At 37.9% G+C, this 18,155-nt stretch carries 13 protein-coding genes; 10 read left to right on the forward strand and 3 right to left on the reverse strand.

Annotated elements, in window-relative coordinates:
- Positions 1-71 precede the first annotated feature (71 nt).
- The 5 genes from I2F17_RS01260 (at position 72) to I2F17_RS01280 (ending at position 4,852) form a co-directional block, all read left to right on the forward strand.
- Complete coding sequence (locus tag I2F17_RS01260; RefSeq protein ID WP_211138891.1) at positions 72-1,598, forward strand: fumarate hydratase; 1,527 nt, start codon at positions 72-74, stop codon at positions 1,596-1,598.
- Positions 1,599-1,746: 148 nt separating this feature from the next.
- The gene (locus I2F17_RS01265; protein ID WP_196423185.1) at positions 1,747-2,286 is read left to right on the forward strand and encodes a DUF2059 domain-containing protein; all 540 of its coding nucleotides are present in this window, start codon (positions 1,747-1,749) and stop codon (positions 2,284-2,286) included.
- 533 nt (positions 2,287-2,819) lie between these two features.
- Positions 2,820-3,572, forward strand: coding sequence for a carbonic anhydrase (locus I2F17_RS01270; protein WP_211138892.1), 753 nt, complete (start codon positions 2,820-2,822; stop codon positions 3,570-3,572).
- Between the two features lie 109 nt (positions 3,573-3,681).
- Positions 3,682-4,218, forward strand: a complete 537-nt coding sequence (locus tag I2F17_RS01275) for a DUF2059 domain-containing protein (protein WP_211138893.1) — start codon at positions 3,682-3,684, stop codon at positions 4,216-4,218.
- 106 nt (positions 4,219-4,324) lie between these two features.
- Positions 4,325-4,852, forward strand: coding sequence for a DUF2059 domain-containing protein (locus I2F17_RS01280; RefSeq protein WP_235985895.1), 528 nt, complete (start codon positions 4,325-4,327; stop codon positions 4,850-4,852).
- Positions 4,853-4,899: 47 nt separating this feature from the next.
- On the opposite strand, the gene clpX is transcribed toward I2F17_RS01280, so the two are convergent.
- The 3 genes from clpX to tig form a co-directional block, all read right to left on the reverse strand.
- Positions 4,900-6,195: an ATP-dependent Clp protease ATP-binding subunit ClpX gene (clpX, locus tag I2F17_RS01285; protein WP_196423189.1), complete on the reverse strand. Its 1,296-nt coding sequence runs from the start codon at positions 6,193-6,195 to the stop codon at positions 4,900-4,902.
- A 23-nt stretch (positions 6,196-6,218) separates the two neighbouring features.
- Positions 6,219-6,824, reverse strand: coding sequence for an ATP-dependent Clp endopeptidase proteolytic subunit ClpP (clpP, locus tag I2F17_RS01290; protein WP_196423190.1), 606 nt, complete (start codon positions 6,822-6,824; stop codon positions 6,219-6,221).
- A gap of 195 nt (positions 6,825-7,019) precedes the next feature.
- A complete protein-coding gene (gene tig / locus I2F17_RS01295; protein WP_196423191.1) occupies positions 7,020-8,357 on the reverse strand; it encodes a trigger factor in 1,338 nt (445 codons plus the stop codon).
- 384 nt (positions 8,358-8,741) lie between these two features.
- Between tig and I2F17_RS01300 the strand changes: the two genes are divergently transcribed.
- The 5 genes from I2F17_RS01300 (at position 8,742) to I2F17_RS01320 (ending at position 18,044) form a co-directional block, all read left to right on the forward strand.
- Entirely contained in the window at positions 8,742-11,015 is a 2,274-nt protein-coding gene (locus tag I2F17_RS01300; RefSeq protein WP_211138895.1) for a TonB-dependent receptor, read from the forward strand.
- Between the two features lie 270 nt (positions 11,016-11,285).
- Entirely contained in the window at positions 11,286-13,544 is a 2,259-nt protein-coding gene (locus tag I2F17_RS01305) for a TonB-dependent receptor (protein WP_211138896.1), read from the forward strand.
- Positions 13,545-13,862: 318 nt separating this feature from the next.
- Entirely contained in the window at positions 13,863-16,157 is a 2,295-nt protein-coding gene (locus I2F17_RS01310) for a TonB-dependent receptor (RefSeq protein WP_211138897.1), read from the forward strand.
- 78 nt (positions 16,158-16,235) lie between these two features.
- Entirely contained in the window at positions 16,236-16,919 is a 684-nt protein-coding gene (locus I2F17_RS01315; RefSeq protein WP_196423195.1) for a Fe2+-dependent dioxygenase, read from the forward strand.
- A 24-nt stretch (positions 16,920-16,943) separates the two neighbouring features.
- A complete protein-coding gene (locus I2F17_RS01320; protein WP_211138898.1) occupies positions 16,944-18,044 on the forward strand; it encodes an alpha-hydroxy acid oxidase in 1,101 nt (366 codons plus the stop codon).
- Positions 18,045-18,155 lie beyond the last annotated feature (111 nt).

Raw genomic sequence — 18,155 nt, forward strand, 5'->3', positions numbered from 1 at the left:
TCCCGCACAGTCGTTATATTTTGTCATATAATTCGATTTGCCAGCCAACGCCCGCACATAGAGAATACACGATGACCACAATTATCAAGCAAGAAGACTTGATCCTATCTATCAAAGATGCGCTCCAGTTTATTTCTTACTACCATCCTAAAGACTTCATACAAGCCATGAGCCGTGCCTATGATTATGAAGCGAACCCTGCTGCCAAAGACGCCATTGCGCAAATTTTAATTAATTCTCGCATGTGTGCTGAAGGCCATCGCCCGATTTGTCAAGACACAGGCATCGTCAACGTTTTTGTTGAAGTTGGACTCGATGTTAAGTTTGAACTCAGTGGCAGTTTAGACGATGCAATTAACGAAGGTGTACGCCAAGGCTATCTAGAAAATAGTAATATTTTACGTGCCTCTGTATTGGCAGATCCAGCTTTTGGTCGTAAAAACACCAAAGACAATACACCAGCTGTCATTCACTATACGCTAGTACAAGGAAATACCGTCAATATTACCGTTGCAGCAAAAGGTGGTGGCTCTGAAAATAAATCAAAATTGGCCATGCTCAATCCATCAGACTCCATTGTCGATTGGGTTGTTAAAACTGTACCAACAATGGGCGCAGGATGGTGTCCACCGGGTATGCTCGGTATTGGTATTGGAGGAACTGCTGAAAAAGCCATGATGCTTGCCAAAGAGTCACTCATGGAAGAAATTAACATGCATGAGTTACTTCAACGTGGACCACGTAACAAAATTGAAGAACTTAGAATTGAAATTTTTCAAAAAGTGAATGCTTTAGGTATTGGTGCACAAGGCTTAGGTGGTTTAACTACAGTACTCGACATTAAAATCAAAGATTATCCATGTCATGCGGCAGGTAAACCTGTGGGTATGATTCCAAATTGTGCAGCGACACGCCATGCACATTTTCACCTCGATGGTACAGGTCCTGCACACATTCAAGCCCCAAGCTTAAATGATTATCCAGAAATTACATGGTCATCGTCAAAAGCCAAACATGTCAATTTAGACACCATCACCCAAGCTGAAATGAACACGTGGCAACCCGGTGATACGTTACTTTTAAGTGGCACTATGTATACAGGTCGAGATGCGGCTCATAAACGTTTAGTTGAAATGATTGAAAAGCAACAGCCATTACCTGTCGATCTTCAAGGAAAGTTTATTTATTACGTCGGCCCTGTAGACCCAATTAACAATGAAGTCGTTGGCCCCGCAGGCCCAACCACAGCCACTCGTATGGATAAATTTACTCGCCAAGTTCTCGAAAATACAGGGCTTTTTGGCATGATTGGCAAAGCAGAACGTGGCCCACTTGCCATTAGTGCGATTAAAGACAATCAAGCCACCTACCTTATGGCTGTAGGTGGTGCTGCGTATTTAGTGTCTAAAGCCATTCGACATGCAGAAGTGGTTGCATTTGCTGATTTAGGTATGGAAGCGATTTATAAATTTGTAGTAGAAGACATGCCTGTGTCGGTTGCGGTAGATGTCAATGGAACCTCAATCCATGCCATTGCACCAAAAATTTGGCAAGAAAAAATAGCAAACATTGCACTTGTAGATGCAATGAGTCCATAAAACGATGAAAGTAAAGTGGATATGATGTTGCGCACTGTTACACGATATCTACTTTACTTTCAGCAACAAAATTGCTTTCATATTCAAGTCATAGTATTTTTGAATCACAATTTCTATCATAAATCTATATAATCAAAAGGCATTTATAATGACTAAATATGCAAAATCATTTTTGTTCACATGTATTCTTTCTCAGTCAATCGCAACTGCTTTTGCAACGCCAGCGCAGCTAGACACTGCACAAAAGATCGTACAGCTTACACAATTAGAAAATGAATTTAATACAAACGTGAGTAACTTACAGTCGATGTATATCAGCCAAGCCACTAAATTAGTGACTGATTACACCAATCATCAAACCCTCACCGCCGCAGATAACCAAGCTATTGAAAAAATCATTCAATTATTTAATAAAAATACTGCAACCATCGCAAAATCTGTAGATGTAAAACAAGTAGGAAGCGAAATATATCGCCAAAATTACACTGAAGAAGAATTACAAGCCTATAAAAAATTTTTAGAGTCACCTGAAGGTTTATCTATCATCAAAAAAATGCCTACGTTTAGTAGTAATTTCAATCAAGCCATTACACAAAAAACTCAAATGGTAAGCACACAACAAAATATGACAGAGAAAACAAATCAAGAAATTGGTCAAATTCTTTCTGTACTTCCAAAAGGAAAGTGATTAAACGGATATTGAGTATATATAGTGAACCCAATAAAGATGAAAGACCTGCGCTCGAAAAGATTTTAGTATTGGGCGATATATATAACAAGAGGCTTTCATTGTAAAACCGACACAGACTTTATCATGTGAAAGAAGCATTCGCTTCTTTCACATTCAATTCTAAAAAGTGCTCTTTAAAACAAGATCTTTTCACATTCAAAGCTTAAATTACTGCTATTTGACTACATTTTTCACTTGATTAAATTGCGTCTATGTTCATCATCACAATCATTTCTGTGTTTAATTATTTCATATTTTTTTAGAGAGCTATGGTAAAACCCTTAAAAATACAAAACAGTAAAGCAAGAATCTTATGAGAAAAGACCTTGCTATTGGGCAATATAAATAATGAGATGCTCTCATTACACTTAAACACAGATATTGCGGATCGATCATAAAAACTAAGATTCACTTAATTTTGCGTTACTATGATAAAAATGTGATTTAAATCACAATAAAAGATCCATTTATATCAATTAGGCTTTACGACGATGAGAAATTTTTTACTCGGTTGCTTTGCTTTTGCTTTAAATTTACCTGTTATGGCCTCTGAATCTATACATTGGGGGTATGATGAGCAAATATCACCAGAACATTGGGGACATTTAAGTGATCAATTTAAAAGTTGTGATACAGGTAAGAATCAAACGCCCATCAATATCCAAAACACATATAAAAGCCAAGCAATACACCAGTTAAATATTCAATATAAAACTTCACCAAATGACATTATATTTAATGGCCATACTGTACAAATCAACACTAAAACCAATGACCATCATGACTATATTGTCATAGATCACGACCAATTTTTTCTAAAACAATTTCATTTTCATACGCCAAGTGAAAATCAAATTTATGGTAAACAATATCCACTCGAATTGCACTTTGTTCACGCAAACACAAAAGGAGAACTTGCAGTATTGGCTGTCATGTTTAACCTTGGCAAACCGAACAGTGAACTAAGTAAATTATGGAAAGATCTCTCTCCTGAAGAAAATAAAGAAAAAACCTTCAGTCAAAGAATTAATATTGAAAAACTCATTCCTAAAAATCATGGTTATTATCGTTTTTCTGGGTCACTCACTACACCTCCATGCACCGAAGGTATTGTTTGGATCGTGTTAAAACAACCATTAACACTTTCCCCCCAACAATTAACAACATTTAAATCACGACTATTACATCAACATAATCAGCGCCCTATTCAGCCTTTAAATGGTCGTATTATTATCGAAGATTAAAATGCATGGCATGAAGGAAAGCAGATTTAAGCTTTTCCTTCATCCTTCTTTCATATAAAGTAGCTGAAAATAATCGATTTAATCATCATAAACATCATGAGATTTTTTTATGTTAAAAACAGTATTATTGACAACCACACTCATTGGTAGCAGTTTACTCAACACAACATTTGCAGCTTCTGCAACAGATGCATCGGTAAAAAAAGCGATTGAATTAAGTCATATTCAGCAAATTCTTGAAAAAAATATGCAAAGCGCAGGTACAATTTTAGACCAACAAGCTGTACAGATTGTGCAAAAGAAAACCGGACATCAAACTCTTTCACCACAAGAGCAAAAAGTTGCACAAGACATTGGGCAAATGATTAAAAATAATACCCATCATCTCATTCAACAAACAAATTTATCTGCACTAGCCAGCCAATCCTTTAAAAAATATTATTCTGAAGAAGAATTACAAGTTTTGATTAAGTTTTTAGAAACCCCCGAAGGACAATCAATTAATGAAAAACAACCATTAATTGTTCAAGAAACGATTCAAAATGTATTCAATATTCTCAATACTGAAGAACACAAAGCAGAGATGAAAAAAACGTATCAGCAGATTGCTGAGATTTTAAAAACTTTACCTGAAACCCATAAATAATCGTTTATTGTTTTGATTGGTAAGACATCATTTTTACGAGCCAAAACTTCTGACATCACAACGATTGTAAATTTACCTTAATACACCTTTTTATTTTGAGATGTTCATGTATAAACAACTATTACACATTGCTTTATGGACTGTAGCAGTCACATCAAGCACTCATTTGTATGCGAACACACCAACACAAGAATTAATGAGCATTACCGATGCAAATCGTAATTTAAACAATACAGTCAATAGTATGTTGCCGATTTACAAACAGCGTGCAACACAAATGGTTCAACAACGAACAGGCCATACTACGCTCAATGCCAAAGATATACAGGTCGTTGACCAACTCACACAAAGTATGTTTAACACTTCACAAGACTATTTGAAGCGTATGAACATGCTACAAAGCATTGAAGGGGTTTATGCCACTTACTATACCGACCAAGAAATTCAGGCATATTTGAAATTTCTAAAATCGCCAGAAGGCCGCTCAATTACCAGTAAAAATGCACAGCTCAATGCTGCGGTGGAACAACAAATTGCTGTATCCATTGCAAATCTTGCAAAAAGTGTCAGCTTTCAGCAAAAAATTGCCCAAGATACGCAAAGTATTTTAAATCAACTACCTCTTCAAAAATAAAAAATCGCACTCTAAAGTGCGATTTTCCACATCAAACCAATGTCTGATTATTTATTTAATAACGTGAGGTCACTGTGCTTATGCTCTGATGCCACCTTCGGCTGACGTTCAGATTGAAGCTCAGGTTGTACTTTATTGTTTACAACATCTGCATTAATGACAACTGTCCCTACATCACTACGACTCGGTAAATCATACATTGTTTCTAATAATGCATTTTCTAAGATTGTTCGTAGTCCACGTGCGCCTGTATTACGTTCTAATGCTTTTTTAGCAACAGCACGTAAAGCTGCATCTTCAAAGACTAAATCTACATTTTCCATATCAAATAAATATTGATATTGGCGTGTTAACGCATTTTTAGGCTCTGTAAGAATTTGCATGAGTGCATCTTCATTAAGCTCTTCTAGTGTAGCAAGTACAGGTAAGCGTCCAATAAATTCTGGAATCAAGCCAAATTTGACTAAGTCAGTCGCTTCAACTTGACTAAACAACTCAGATGCTTTTTTACTGTCATCTTTGTTTTTTACTTCTGCATTAAAGCCAATACCGCCTTTTTCTTGACGCTGTTGTACAATTTTTTCTAAACCAGAAAAAGCACCACCACAAATAAATAAAATATTTGAAGTATCTACTTGAATCAGCTCTTGTTGTGGATGCTTACGGCCACCTTGTGGTGGAATAGAAGCAACAGTTCCTTCAATCATTTTTAATAAAGCTTGTTGTACCCCTTCACCCGACACATCACGGGTAATAGATGGGTTTTCAGCCTTACGAGTGATTTTGTCAATCTCATCAATATAAATAATGCCTTTTTGTGCTTTATCTACATCATAATCAGATTTTTGTAATAGCTTTTGTACAATGTTTTCAACATCTTCACCAACATATCCTGCTTCTGTAAGTGTTGTTGCATCTGCCATAGCAAAAGGTACATCGAGCAAACGTGCTAGCGTTTGTGCAAGTAATGTTTTACCCGAGCCTGTCGGCCCAATTAACAAAATATTACTTTTTGCCAGTTCAACTTCTGCATGCTGATGCGCTGTAGCAGTCACTTTCAATCGCTTATAATGGTTATATACAGCCACAGATAAGGTTTTTTTCGCCACATCTTGTCCAATCACATATTGGTCAAGTGCTTCTCGAATCTCATGTGGTTTTGGCAACGGACGTGATGCCCAATCACCACCATCAACTTGCTGACTGGTTTGTACTAAATCTAAGCATACATCAACACATTCATTACAAATATATGCATCTTCACCAGCGATTAACTTACCGACTTCTGCCTGAGTTTTTCCGCAAAATGAACAGTGTTTTTGTCCTTGAGGATTATCGGACATGGTTTCTCCAATCACTAATTAAATTATGGGCGTTTGCTCAGTACATCATCAACTAAACCGTATTCTTTTGCAGCTTGTGCTGTCATAAAATTATCACGGTCTGTATCACGCGCTAAAGTTTCATAGTCTTGCCCACTATGCTCTGCCATCAAGCGATTCAAACGTTCTTTAATAAATAAAATTTCACGCGCATGAATTTCTATATCAGATGCTTGACCACGAAAACCACCTAAAGGTTGATGAATCATCACACGAGCATTGTCTAGGCAATAACGCTTACCTTTTGCACCTGCATTAAGCAAAAATGCACCCATTGATGCTGCCTGCCCCATACAAATGGTCGACACATCTGGTTTAATAAACTGCATGGTGTCATAAATTGCCATGCCTGCAGTCACCGACCCACCCGGTGAGTTTATATATAAATGAATATCTTTGTCTGGGTTTTCTGCTTCTAAAAATAGCATTTGCGCTACAATTAGATTTGCCATGTTGTCTTCAACTTCACCTGTGAGAAAAATCACACGCTCACGCAGTAAGCGAGAAAAAATATCAAAAGAACGCTCACCACGAGAAGATTGTTCGACAACCATTGGGACTAAAGCATTTTCTATATTTGAAACATACATAGCTTTATTTATTCCTAAAATTTTCTTGTTACTTACGACAACAATATGAGGGATAATCCTTAAAATTGCAAAGTGTATCCTAAAATTCGTATCGACTTGGCGCAAATAGTTGTACTGATTTTATACAAGCTGGTGGTTTTCAAATTTTTTCATAAAAAAAGGCGCAATTTGTGCGCCTTTTTTTATTTGATTGTCTTAACCTTGTTGCTGACGAGCTTGTTGCTCTTTCAACAATTCTTCATAAGATACTGCTTTTTCAGTGACTTTAGCTGTACTTAAAATGTGATCAACCACTTGATCTTCTAAAATAACAGCTTCAATTTGTGCACGTTGCTGTGCATCATTTTTGAAGTACTCGATCACTTCTGTTGGATCTTCATAAGAAGATGACATTTCTTCAATATACGCTTCTACACGAGCAGCATCTGCTTCAAGTTTTGCATTTGCCAACACAGTGCTCACCAAAACGCCTAATTTTACAGAACGTTCAGCTTGCTCTTTAAACAATTCATCTGGCAGTAAGCTTGCATCAAATGCTTTTGCACCTTGCTCACCAAACTGTTGAGTAAATTGTTGAATCATTTGTTGACGTAGACGGTCAATTTCTTGTGCAAGCATTGCATTTGGCACTTCAATATCATTTGCTGCAACAAGTGCATCAAATGTTGCAGATTTCACTTGGTTACGTAAGCCATTTTTCACTTCACGTTCCATGTTTTTACGAACATCTGCTTTAAGTTTTTCAATGCCTTGCTCTTCCGTCAAACCGAAGATTTCAAGAAATTCTGCATCAATTTCTGGTAATTTTGGCTTTTCAACCAATTTTACATTAATTTTAAATTGTGCAGCTTTGCCTGCAAGATTTTCTGCTTGGTAATCTGCTGGGAAAGTGACATCAATCACTTTTTCTTCGCCAGTTTTCATGCCAATAATGCCATCTTCAAAACCAGGAATCATTTGACCTGCGCCCAACACTAATTTAAAGTCTTGTGCTGAACCACCTTCAAATTTTTCGCCGTCTATTGAACCTTCAAAATCGAAAGTCACTTGCATGTCTTTTTTCGCCATACCTTTTGTTGTAACAAAAGTTTGACGTTGCTTACGCAAGTTCTCAATCATTTGATCGACATCTTTATCTTTTATTTCAGCTACTTGGCGTTCAACTTCCAATGCATCAAATGCATTCACTTCAACTTCAGGATAAACTTCAACCGTTGCTTCATACACTAAAGCATCTTCTTTGTTTTCAACTTTTTCAATGTTTGGCATGCCAACAGCATTGATTTTTTCTTGTTGAATTGCTTCAAATACCGTGTCACGAATAATGTCGTTAACAACTTCTTGATAAACGCTTGCACCAAATTCACGGCGCACCACATTTAAAGGAATTTTACCTTTACGGAAGCCGTTGATTTTGGCAGTTTTGGCAGTGCGCTTTAAACGAGCTTCAAACTGCTCATTAATACGGCTCGTCGGTACAGATACGTTTAAACGACGGGCAACGCCCGAAACCGCTTCAGTCGTTACTTGCATGGCTTCCTCTATTTACTTAATGTGTGAGTAATAAACAATTTTTAAAGTGGAATATTATATTCTATACCAGCAATATATACAAAGATTTGCTGTAAGTTTATGTTTTATCCAAAATTTTATGTTAGTTTTTTATTTTATTTCATAATCTTCTTAATAAAAACTTAACAAAACACAACTTGTTTATTTAAAATAATACTTAAATTGCACATGATCATTGTTATAAAAAATAACATATTAAATACATGATTTAAATAAAAAAATACAAAAAAAGTTACACAAGTACACATAGCGTTTACGTGTTCACTATACAGCACGCTAGCAACAGAATTAATAATGATTATTATTTATCCCACAACAACACCAATACAGGGTTACATACCAATTATGTCGTTTATCAAAGCACACAAAAAACTCGTTTCTTCCACCATTGCCTCTTCATTATCTTTAGTTGCTGGGGTGACTTTTGCACAAGAAGCAACAACTCTCGGTACCATTGATGCCCATGCTGCTTTAGAAAAAGTAGATACCGCCAGTTACACCACCACCCAATCTGCAAATCATAAATATGTTGCACCACTCATAAACACCCCCAAAAGCATTGATGTTATTTCACAAAAACTTCTGCAAGACACAAGTGCCAATTCACTGACTCAAGCATTACAAAACACGCCCGGTGTGACTCTCGCTGCAGGTGAAGGTGGTACACCTTTTACAGACATTCCATATATTCGTGGCTATAGCGCTCAATCGTCCATTTATGTCGATGGTGTAAAAAATGCGACGTCTCAAAATCGAGATATGTTTGATATAGAACAAGTCGAAATCACAAAAGGATCTAGTTCTGCCATTTCAGGCGGTGGAGGTGCCGGTGGTAGCATCAACTTGATTACTAAACAAGCACATGCAGGCGACAGTTATGAGGGCACGATCGCAGGTGGAACAGCCAATTACAAACATATTAGCCTAGATGCCAATAAAGATTTTGGAGATGGCATGGCAGGGCGTGTCATTATTATGGGGCATCAAAATGATAAAGCAGGTGAAAAAAATGGCGCAGAATACAACCGTGTCGGTATTGCCCCAAGCCTGACTTTTGGATTAGGAACACCTACTCGAGGGACGTTAAGCTATTATTACCTGCAAAGCGATGATTTACCTGATGCAGGCATCCCCTTTCCTATCACAGGAGGTGCACCATATTCTGTTGCAAAAGGCACATATTATGGTTGGCGAAATCGAGACTTTGATCGTCGTCAAAATCAAGTCGGTACATTAAAATTAGAACACGATTTTAACGACACATTAAACATAAGTAACACCTTAACGTATAATCGCTCAACCACCAATTATATTGCCACCAACCCAGATGACTCTAGCGGAAACATTGCAAAATATGGAACAATTTTCCGTCGTGCAGTCAGCCGTATTTCCAATACCGATGCTTACAACGATCAAATGGCATTGTCGGGTCAATTTAATACAGGCAGTATCAAACATAACTTTAGCACAGGGGCAGATTGGAGTTATCAATCTACCGATATGGGCATTTATTCATTTAATGGTTTCAATTCAACCACTGGCTTAGATATACAAGACCAAAGCCATAATGCCAATGGCAACGGAGAATCTTGTCAGAATCGTAGCTATGGTTACTGCACGACCTTATATAGTCCAACCCCATATGATACATACAGCGACACTGCAACGGCTGTAAAAAACTACTCAACAACACGCAGTCGAACTGTAGGCTTATATGCTCTAGACAGTATTGAATTTTCACCGCAATGGTTACTCAATTTGGGTTTACGTTGGGATAAATTTAATACCGATGTAAAATATAATTATGCATTGAAACTTCGTGGCACCCAATATAGTGCAGGCCAACGTTATCGTAGCGATACCGACTTTTTCTCTTATCAAGCAGGTTTAATTTACAAACCCACTGAAAATGGCAGTATTTATACCAGCTTTGCAACCTCTGCTAACCCTGTTGGTGTTGACCAAGGCGATGGTTCAGATTCCATTACCAACAACAGTCAAGCAAATTCACTAAAACCAGAAGAAGCACGCACTTACGAAATCGGAACTAAGTGGAACATTTTAAATAACCACGCCAATGTCACTGCTGCAGTCTTTCGTACCGAAAAACAAAATACACGTATTCAAATTGATACTTCAGGATATGCCAATATTGGTAAAAGTCGTGTCAATGGGTTTGAGTTGGGTTTAACAGGTGACCTTACAGATCGATGGAACATTGCAACTGGTTATAGTTACTTAAACAGTAAATTAACGAAAGCATCTCCATTTGACGCAAGATCTCTTGCAGGTCAAGGTCAAGCATTGCCATTTGTTTCTAAAAACAGTGCAACCCTTTGGACAACCTATAAAATAACACCAAAGTTTATTGTTGGTGCAGGCACACAGTACAATGATAAATCTGTAGTGTCTTATCTTGCCAACAATAATGCACCAAAGTACGTGCCTGCGTATACGGTGTACAATGCCATGTTAAAGTACAAAGTCACCAACAATATTAATGTACAACTCAACATCAATAACCTAACCGATAAACTTTATTTCACAAATGCACACTATCATTATGCCATGCAAGCAGACGGACGCAATGCTGTGTTAGCGATCAACTTTAAATACTAGATACATCAACCTAGTCACATAAAAAACATGTGTCTAGGTTTAATCTTAAATGAATATTAAAATTAAAAAATAAATCAAACATAATAACAATCAAAACTCAAAACTCATTGTTAATAAAAATAAGTATATAAATCAAAAATATATCTAAAAATATAACATTAAGAAAATAGTACAACTTAAAAATATATATTTTTCTATTTTAAAAAATATGAAAACTAACGATAATCATTATTGTTTATAAAATCACTACAGTTTGTTACGAGAAAATACATGTCGTTCATTAAAACACGAAAAACTATCGTTTCCTCAGCCCTGCTTTCTTCGCTTTCTCTTGCTTCAAGCACTATTTTTGCTGAGCAAAATGCAGTGAATCTCCCAACCATTCAAACACATGGACAAGAAGAAAGCTTAAAAACGGATAAGTCAGCAAATTCAAAATATTTAGTACCTCTATTAGACACAGCAAAATCCGTTGATGTTATTTCATCAAAAATGATTAGTGATACACAAGTAACAACGCTAAGTGATGCTTTACGTACTGTTCCAGGTGTTACTCTTGGTGCAGGTGAAGGTGGCAACCCGAACGGTGACCGCCCCTTTATTCGTGGTTATAACTCAGAGAGCTCAATTTATGTAGATGGGGTTCGTAATGCAACCTCACAACAACGTGAAATGTTTGACGTAGAACAAGTTGAAGTGACCAAAGGTTCTGCCTCAACCCTCAGTGGTGGCGGATCAACAGGCGGTAATATCAATATTATTAGTAAACTTCCTAAGCTTAACGATGCTGTAGAAGGTTCGATTTCAAGTGGTACCAATGACTACCGACGTATTGTTTTAGATGGCAACAAAAACTTCGACAATGGTCTTGCAGGTCGTGTTGTGGTAATGGGGCATCAAAATACCAAAGCTGGCCAAAAAAATGGCACTGAATATAACCGTGTTGGTATTGCACCGAGCTTAATTATTGGAACAAATTCTGCAACAAAAGCGACATTAAGCTATTATTACTTACGTACCGATGATACGCCAGACTCAGGCGTACCTTACAGCAACCCTAAAGGCACTGGTGTGCTTGGAAAACCTGTAGATGTAAAACAAGGAATCTACTACGGTTTACAAAACCGTGATTTCCAAAAACAAGAAAATCATATTGGTAGCATCAAACTCGAACACACTTTTGACAATGGTTTTAACCTTGCAAATATCACCACCTACAGTCGCTCAAAAAATGATTATATTTGGACACAACCAGATGACTCACAAGGTAACGTCACTTACGGCAAAGTATGGCGTAGAGCAAATTCAAATATCACCGACACAGAAACATTTGCAAATCAATTGGCTTTGCAAGGTAAATTCAATACAGGCTCCATTTTACATCGCTTAAACTTAGGAGCTGACTATAGCCACCAGTCTACAGATAAAGGCAGTTATGGTGTAACAAGTGGTTTAACAGCAGCACAAGCATGTGGTACAGGAAGCAATAAAACCAACCCAACATACGGAATTGGCACAAGCAATGGTTACTGTACTTCACTGTATAGCCCAAATGCATACGATGCTTGGTCGAGTAAACTGATTTCTGGTTATACCCTAAAAAATACCACCAAAAACACAGGTATTTATATTTTAGATAACATTGAATTTACACCACAGTGGCTACTTGATCTTGGTGTACGTTGGGACAATTTCAATACTAAACAATATAACTATGCCACTGTAAGTAGCACAGCATATACCCCAATGGCAAAACCAACGACTGTTGTCAGTAAAAGTGATTTCTTTAGTTATACTGCAGGGTTAACGTACAAACCAGTAGAGCAAGGCAGTCTTTATGCCAGCTTTTCAACATCAGCCAACCCTGTAGGTATTAGTGCAGGCGATGGCTCTGAAAATGTTTCAGATATTTACAAAGCATTACAACCTGAAAAATCTCGTACATTTGAAGTCGGTACAAAGTGGGATTTATTTGATCGTCGTGCCAACGTAACAGCTGCTGTTTTCAGAACTGAGAAGCAAAACACCCGTATTGCTGTATCACCAACACAATACACAAATGGCGGTGCAAGCCGTGTAGATGGTTTTGAATTTGGCCTCAATGGTAATATCACCAACAATTGGGATATCAGCTTAGGCTATAGCTATTTAGATGCAACACAATCTGGTAACCCAGGGGTCAGTACACGTGATGGCTCAGCCATTAAAACCCAAGGAAAACAACTGCCAAACGTCCCTAAAAATAGCGCAACGCTGTGGTCAACCTATAAAATCACACCAAAACTCACCCTTGGTGGCGGTGTCGTTGCTAGCGACAAAGTATACGGCAATACCACCAACACGCTATGGGTTTCAGGCTACACCCGTTATGACATAATGGCTCGCTACGCTGTGAACAAAAACATTGATATTCAGCTCAATGTGAATAATATAGGCAATACTCGATACTTCACAAAAGCATTTGCATCACATTATGCAACTGAAGCAGAAGGACGTAATGGTGTACTTACCCTAAACTTTAAGTACTAAAACACGATTTAATGCTCAAAAAAACAACCTTTTTTAAAGGTTGTTTTTTTAATGAAACAAAAATAAAACACTACATATATTAAATTAAACTTAATTTAATATAAAAAATAACATTAAAATCGATAAAAACAATTAATTATACCAATTGATTGTTTTTATCGATTTATAATAATTAAATATAAATCAACAACTTAAAATCAAAATATGAAATAACACTATATTTTAAATAAAAATAATTATCATTTATAATCCGATTACTTTAGATCGTTTATTCACCAAAACGTTAACGCAAGTTACTTTTAAGTTAAGGGCGCAATAATGCCAAGTCAGAAAACCAAACCGAATACCTATGCTGCAACCACTGTGGCTCTTGCCATTGCATTGCCTAACCTTGCATTTGCATCATCAGACGCATCTGTACAACATCTCCCATCTATTCAAACCAATGCCACTGCCGAAACTGGTTTTTACGCCAAAGAAAGTTCATCAAGCAAACGTATTCAACCACTTCTGAATACCGCCAAAACCACTCAAGTGCTCACTGAGCAAACCTTAAAAGAACAAAATTTACTGTCATTACAAGATGCTCTCTCTACCACACCCGGGATTTCTTTTAGTGCAGGTGAAGCAGGTGGTACACTCGGTGACCGTATCAACCTGCGTGGATATGATGCAAAAAACAATATTTCAAGTGACGGCATACGTGATACAGCCATTATTACACGCACAGATTTATTTAATTATGATGCTGTCGAAGTCAATAAAGGCTCAAACTCGGTAGAAAATGGTGCAGGACAAGTCAGTGGTGGTGTAAACCTTGTCACAAAAACGCCTAAAAACAAAGATTTTAATCATGTCAGTGTAGGTCTAGGTACAGATGACTACACACGTTTTACAGGAGATTTTAACAAAGTTCTTCAAGATGACATTGCTTTTCGCCTAAATGTGATGGCACACAAAAATACCTACCCTGGTCGTAGTGAAGACCTTAAACGTTGGGGAATTGCACCGGCAATCACCTTTGGTATCGGTGACACCGCCAAATTAACACTTGCTTATGTGTATCAAAGAGATAATAACGATCCATTATACGGCGTACCTTACTTCAATGGTCGAGCCGTTAATGGCCTATCACCTTCGACCTATTATGGTTTTAAAAACTTAGATAATATTCGAATAAAAAATAGTACAGGACTCTTAAAAGTAGACAGCCAATTGGCTGAAAATATTCAACTTCACTCTGTTACCCGTCTTAGCGACATTTCACAAAGTGGTGTTACATCATCACCTCGTGGTGTTTTTTGCTCGCCTTCAGGTTTGACGCCTGTAGCTAAAACCAATGCCAATCCAACAGGCTATACCTCATGTAACCAACGTGGGCTTTACATACCAGATGCTCAACGTTTTGGCTTTGTAAACAACATTACTGCCAAACAATTTGCCAATGACACCAATATTAGATTTACTTTTGAAAACGACCGTATTAAAAACACACTGGTGACTGGTGTTGGTTTTAGCCAAGAAGAGTCAACACGATTACTTGGTGGACTACTTTACAACACCAACGGCACACGTATTACCCTTCCTGCAACAGACCTATATAACCCCAACAACTATTGGAATGGTGCAACCAATTTCAGAGCCACTGAATCTTCAAGTGGAAGCATGAATAGTTATTATGGCTATATCTTTAACAACACCGAATTTGGTAAACATTGGTTACTCGATCTTGGTGTACGTTTTGATCGTACTGAAAGTAAATACACCAGCCATAATTACTCAGCAACCACACAAAAAATTACAGCCACCACACCAAGCTCACAAAATGCAAACCTATTAAGTTATAGCGCAGGGCTGACCTTTAAACCAAGTGAACCAATCAGCATATATGCCAGTTATGCAAATTCACAAAAACCAACCATGGATGCAGCAAACTCACCATGTATTGCAACAGTTGCAGGAAATACCTGTAATACTAAACCTGAAAGCGCTGTTAATTACGAACTTGGCATGAAATGGGAAATCAATCCGAACCTGTTATTCACCATGGCAGGTTTTAGAACCGAGTCAAATAAAGTCCGAATCCAAGGTGCAGACAACAGCAATACAGTGCTTGATGGAAAAAATTACATCAACGGTGTAGAAGCAGGTCTATTTGGTCAAGTCACACCAGATTGGGAAATTACAGCAACATTTGCTTGGATGGAAGGAAAATATAAACAAACAACCGTTGGCAATGTACCTGACTATCAAAAAGGCAATCGCCTCATGTTAGTTCCGGTATACTCTGGTCGTATTTGGACAACCTATGCAATTACAGACCAATGGCAAGTGGGCTATGGTGTAACCTATCAAGGTAAAATGTACACAGGTTCGCAAACTGCACAAAACAATAAACTTCCACAACCAGAGTCGGAAGGTTATTTCACACACGACGCATCAATTACGTATAAAGTGAACAAAAACTTAAATCTACAATTGATTGGTCGTAATCTTGCAGATAAAACCTACTACACAAACTTACGTGCAGGCACATCGCAAAACAATAACACAGGCTTTGCACTTCCGGGTGCAGGACGTCAAACCGTACTCAACATTAACTACAACTTCTAATCTCTCTTCGATATTAGCGGTATAAAAAAGCGTTTGCGACTATAATGTGGCAAACGCTTTCATCTTTAGGAAATCATTATGCTCATACACATTCCTAACCTACTTACACTCGACCAAGTCAATGAATGCCGACAACTTTTAGAAAGCGCACCATGGAGCGATGGCAAACAAACCGCTGGGCACCAATCTGCTCAAATCAAAAACAATTTACAACTTCCTATCGACTGTGAAGAAGCGCGACATCTTGGCCAAATCATCACCCATGCCCTGCAAACTAACCCGACAGCATTTAGTGCAACACTACCTAAAACCATCCTTCCACCAATGTTTAATTGTTACCAAAATGGAGGACATTTTGGTACACATATAGACAATGCCATTCGCCCACACCCTGTACTTAACACGTATATGCGTACAGATGTATCTTGCACACTTTTTTTCACCAATCCCGACGAATACGATGGTGGTGAACTCATTATTGAAGACACCTATGGTACACAGTCCGTCAAACTCAATGCAGGAGATGCCATCTTTTACCCTTCCACCAGTTTGCATGAAGTAACCCCTGTCACACGTGGTGCGAGAGTCTCCTCCTTTTTTTGGATTCAAAGTTTTATTGCATCAGACATTCAAAGACGTATGCTCTTTGAGTTAGATCAGTCTATACAGTCACTCACGCAACAATTAGATAGCAATCATGCAGATGTAGTTCAACTCACAGGAATTTATCACAACCTACTTAGACAATGGAGTGATATGTAAGCCAAGCTTACATCGGTGAAAACTATGACGATTCAAAAACCATACAACAATATTCCACCGCACTTACTCACGCTCAATGACTATGAACAACAAGCAGAACACCATCTGCCCAAAAGCCATTGGGCATACTTACAAAGTGGGGCAATGCATGAAGTGAGTTTAAAAGACAATCAAAAACAATTCGAAAAAATACACATTCTCCCTCGTGTACTTAAAGACTTATCTGGTGGTCATACTCAATGCCAAATTTTAGGTCAAACTTACCCACACCCTATTTTTTTAGCACCGATTGGCCATCAAGCATTATTTCACGCAGAAGCAGAACGTGCCACCGCCTTGGCCGCAGAGGTTATGCAAAGTAACCTTATTTTAAGCACATTTACCACCACAGATTTACATGCGTTAAATAAAGATAATCCCTTTAAATGGTTTCAACTATATTGGCAAGGTGAACGTGAAAAGTCATTACAATTGGTCAAACAAGCGGAACAACACAACTACAAAGCCATTGTCATTACTGTAGACTCACCACATAAAGGTATACGAGACACTGAAAGAAAAGCCAATTTTCAACTCCCTCCCAACATGCCCCACCCACACACCAAAACCTTTTTAATGGCTGAGCATTTAAAACCAAATCAACACCCTGTTTTTGATGGGCTGATGCAACTTGCACCGACTTGGCAAGATATACAATGGTTAGTCAAACATACAACCCTCCCGATTATACTCAAAGGCGTATCACATCCTGAAGATGCAAAAATGGCAATTGAGTACGGTGTCAAAGGCTTAATTATTTCAAATCACGGTGGCCGAGTATTAGACACAGCCATTTCCCCACTCATTGCATTGCAACGCATTAAAGCCGTTGTACCCAACGACTATCCACTACTCATTGATGGTGGTATACGCAGAGGCACAGATGTATTTAAAGCGATTGCTTTTGGAGCACATGCCGTACTGATTGGTAGACCCTATATTTATGGGCTCGCAACAGCAGGCGCTTTAGGTGTCGCTCATGTTATTCGCACATTAAAAGAAGAGTTAGAAATTACAATGGCTTTGGCAGGTACAGCACGTCTTAGCGACATTTCAATGGCTTACATTGACACACAAAGCCATTGACAAAAGCACTATAGATCACTTAACTTAACTGTATCCACCCTAAAAAACTTACTCCCAACATGCATAAGTCGTCTACACCACGTTAGACGATGTAATAGACTTATGCTGCAA

Origin of the sequence: Acinetobacter baretiae (assembly GCF_015627105.1) — a bacterium.
Taxonomy (GTDB): Bacteria; Pseudomonadota; Gammaproteobacteria; order Pseudomonadales; family Moraxellaceae; genus Acinetobacter; species Acinetobacter baretiae.

Bases quoted from the DNA above. Each gene is read 5' to 3' on its own strand.
- I2F17_RS01270 (WP_211138892.1), top strand. From the start codon at position 2,820: ATGAGAAATTTTTTACTCGGTTGCTTTGCTTTTGCTTTAAATTTACCT.
- I2F17_RS01260 (WP_211138891.1), top strand. From the start codon at position 72: ATGACCACAATTATCAAGCAAGAAGACTTGATCCTATCTATCAAAGAT.
- I2F17_RS01275 (WP_211138893.1), top strand. From the start codon at position 3,682: ATGTTAAAAACAGTATTATTGACAACCACACTCATTGGTAGCAGTTTA.
- clpX (WP_196423189.1), bottom strand. From the start codon at position 6,195: ATGTCCGATAATCCTCAAGGACAAAAACACTGTTCATTTTGCGGAAAA.
- tig (WP_196423191.1), bottom strand. From the start codon at position 8,357: ATGCAAGTAACGACTGAAGCGGTTTCGGGCGTTGCCCGTCGTTTAAAC.
- clpP (WP_196423190.1), bottom strand. From the start codon at position 6,824: ATGTATGTTTCAAATATAGAAAATGCTTTAGTCCCAATGGTTGTCGAA.
- I2F17_RS01315 (WP_196423195.1), top strand. From the start codon at position 16,236: ATGCTCATACACATTCCTAACCTACTTACACTCGACCAAGTCAATGAA.
- I2F17_RS01305 (WP_211138896.1), top strand. From the start codon at position 11,286: ATGTCGTTCATTAAAACACGAAAAACTATCGTTTCCTCAGCCCTGCTT.
- I2F17_RS01265 (WP_196423185.1), top strand. From the start codon at position 1,747: ATGACTAAATATGCAAAATCATTTTTGTTCACATGTATTCTTTCTCAG.
- I2F17_RS01320 (WP_211138898.1), top strand. From the start codon at position 16,944: ATGACGATTCAAAAACCATACAACAATATTCCACCGCACTTACTCACG.
- I2F17_RS01300 (WP_211138895.1), top strand. From the start codon at position 8,742: ATGTCGTTTATCAAAGCACACAAAAAACTCGTTTCTTCCACCATTGCC.
- I2F17_RS01280 (WP_235985895.1), top strand. From the start codon at position 4,325: ATGTATAAACAACTATTACACATTGCTTTATGGACTGTAGCAGTCACA.
- I2F17_RS01310 (WP_211138897.1), top strand. From the start codon at position 13,863: ATGCCAAGTCAGAAAACCAAACCGAATACCTATGCTGCAACCACTGTG.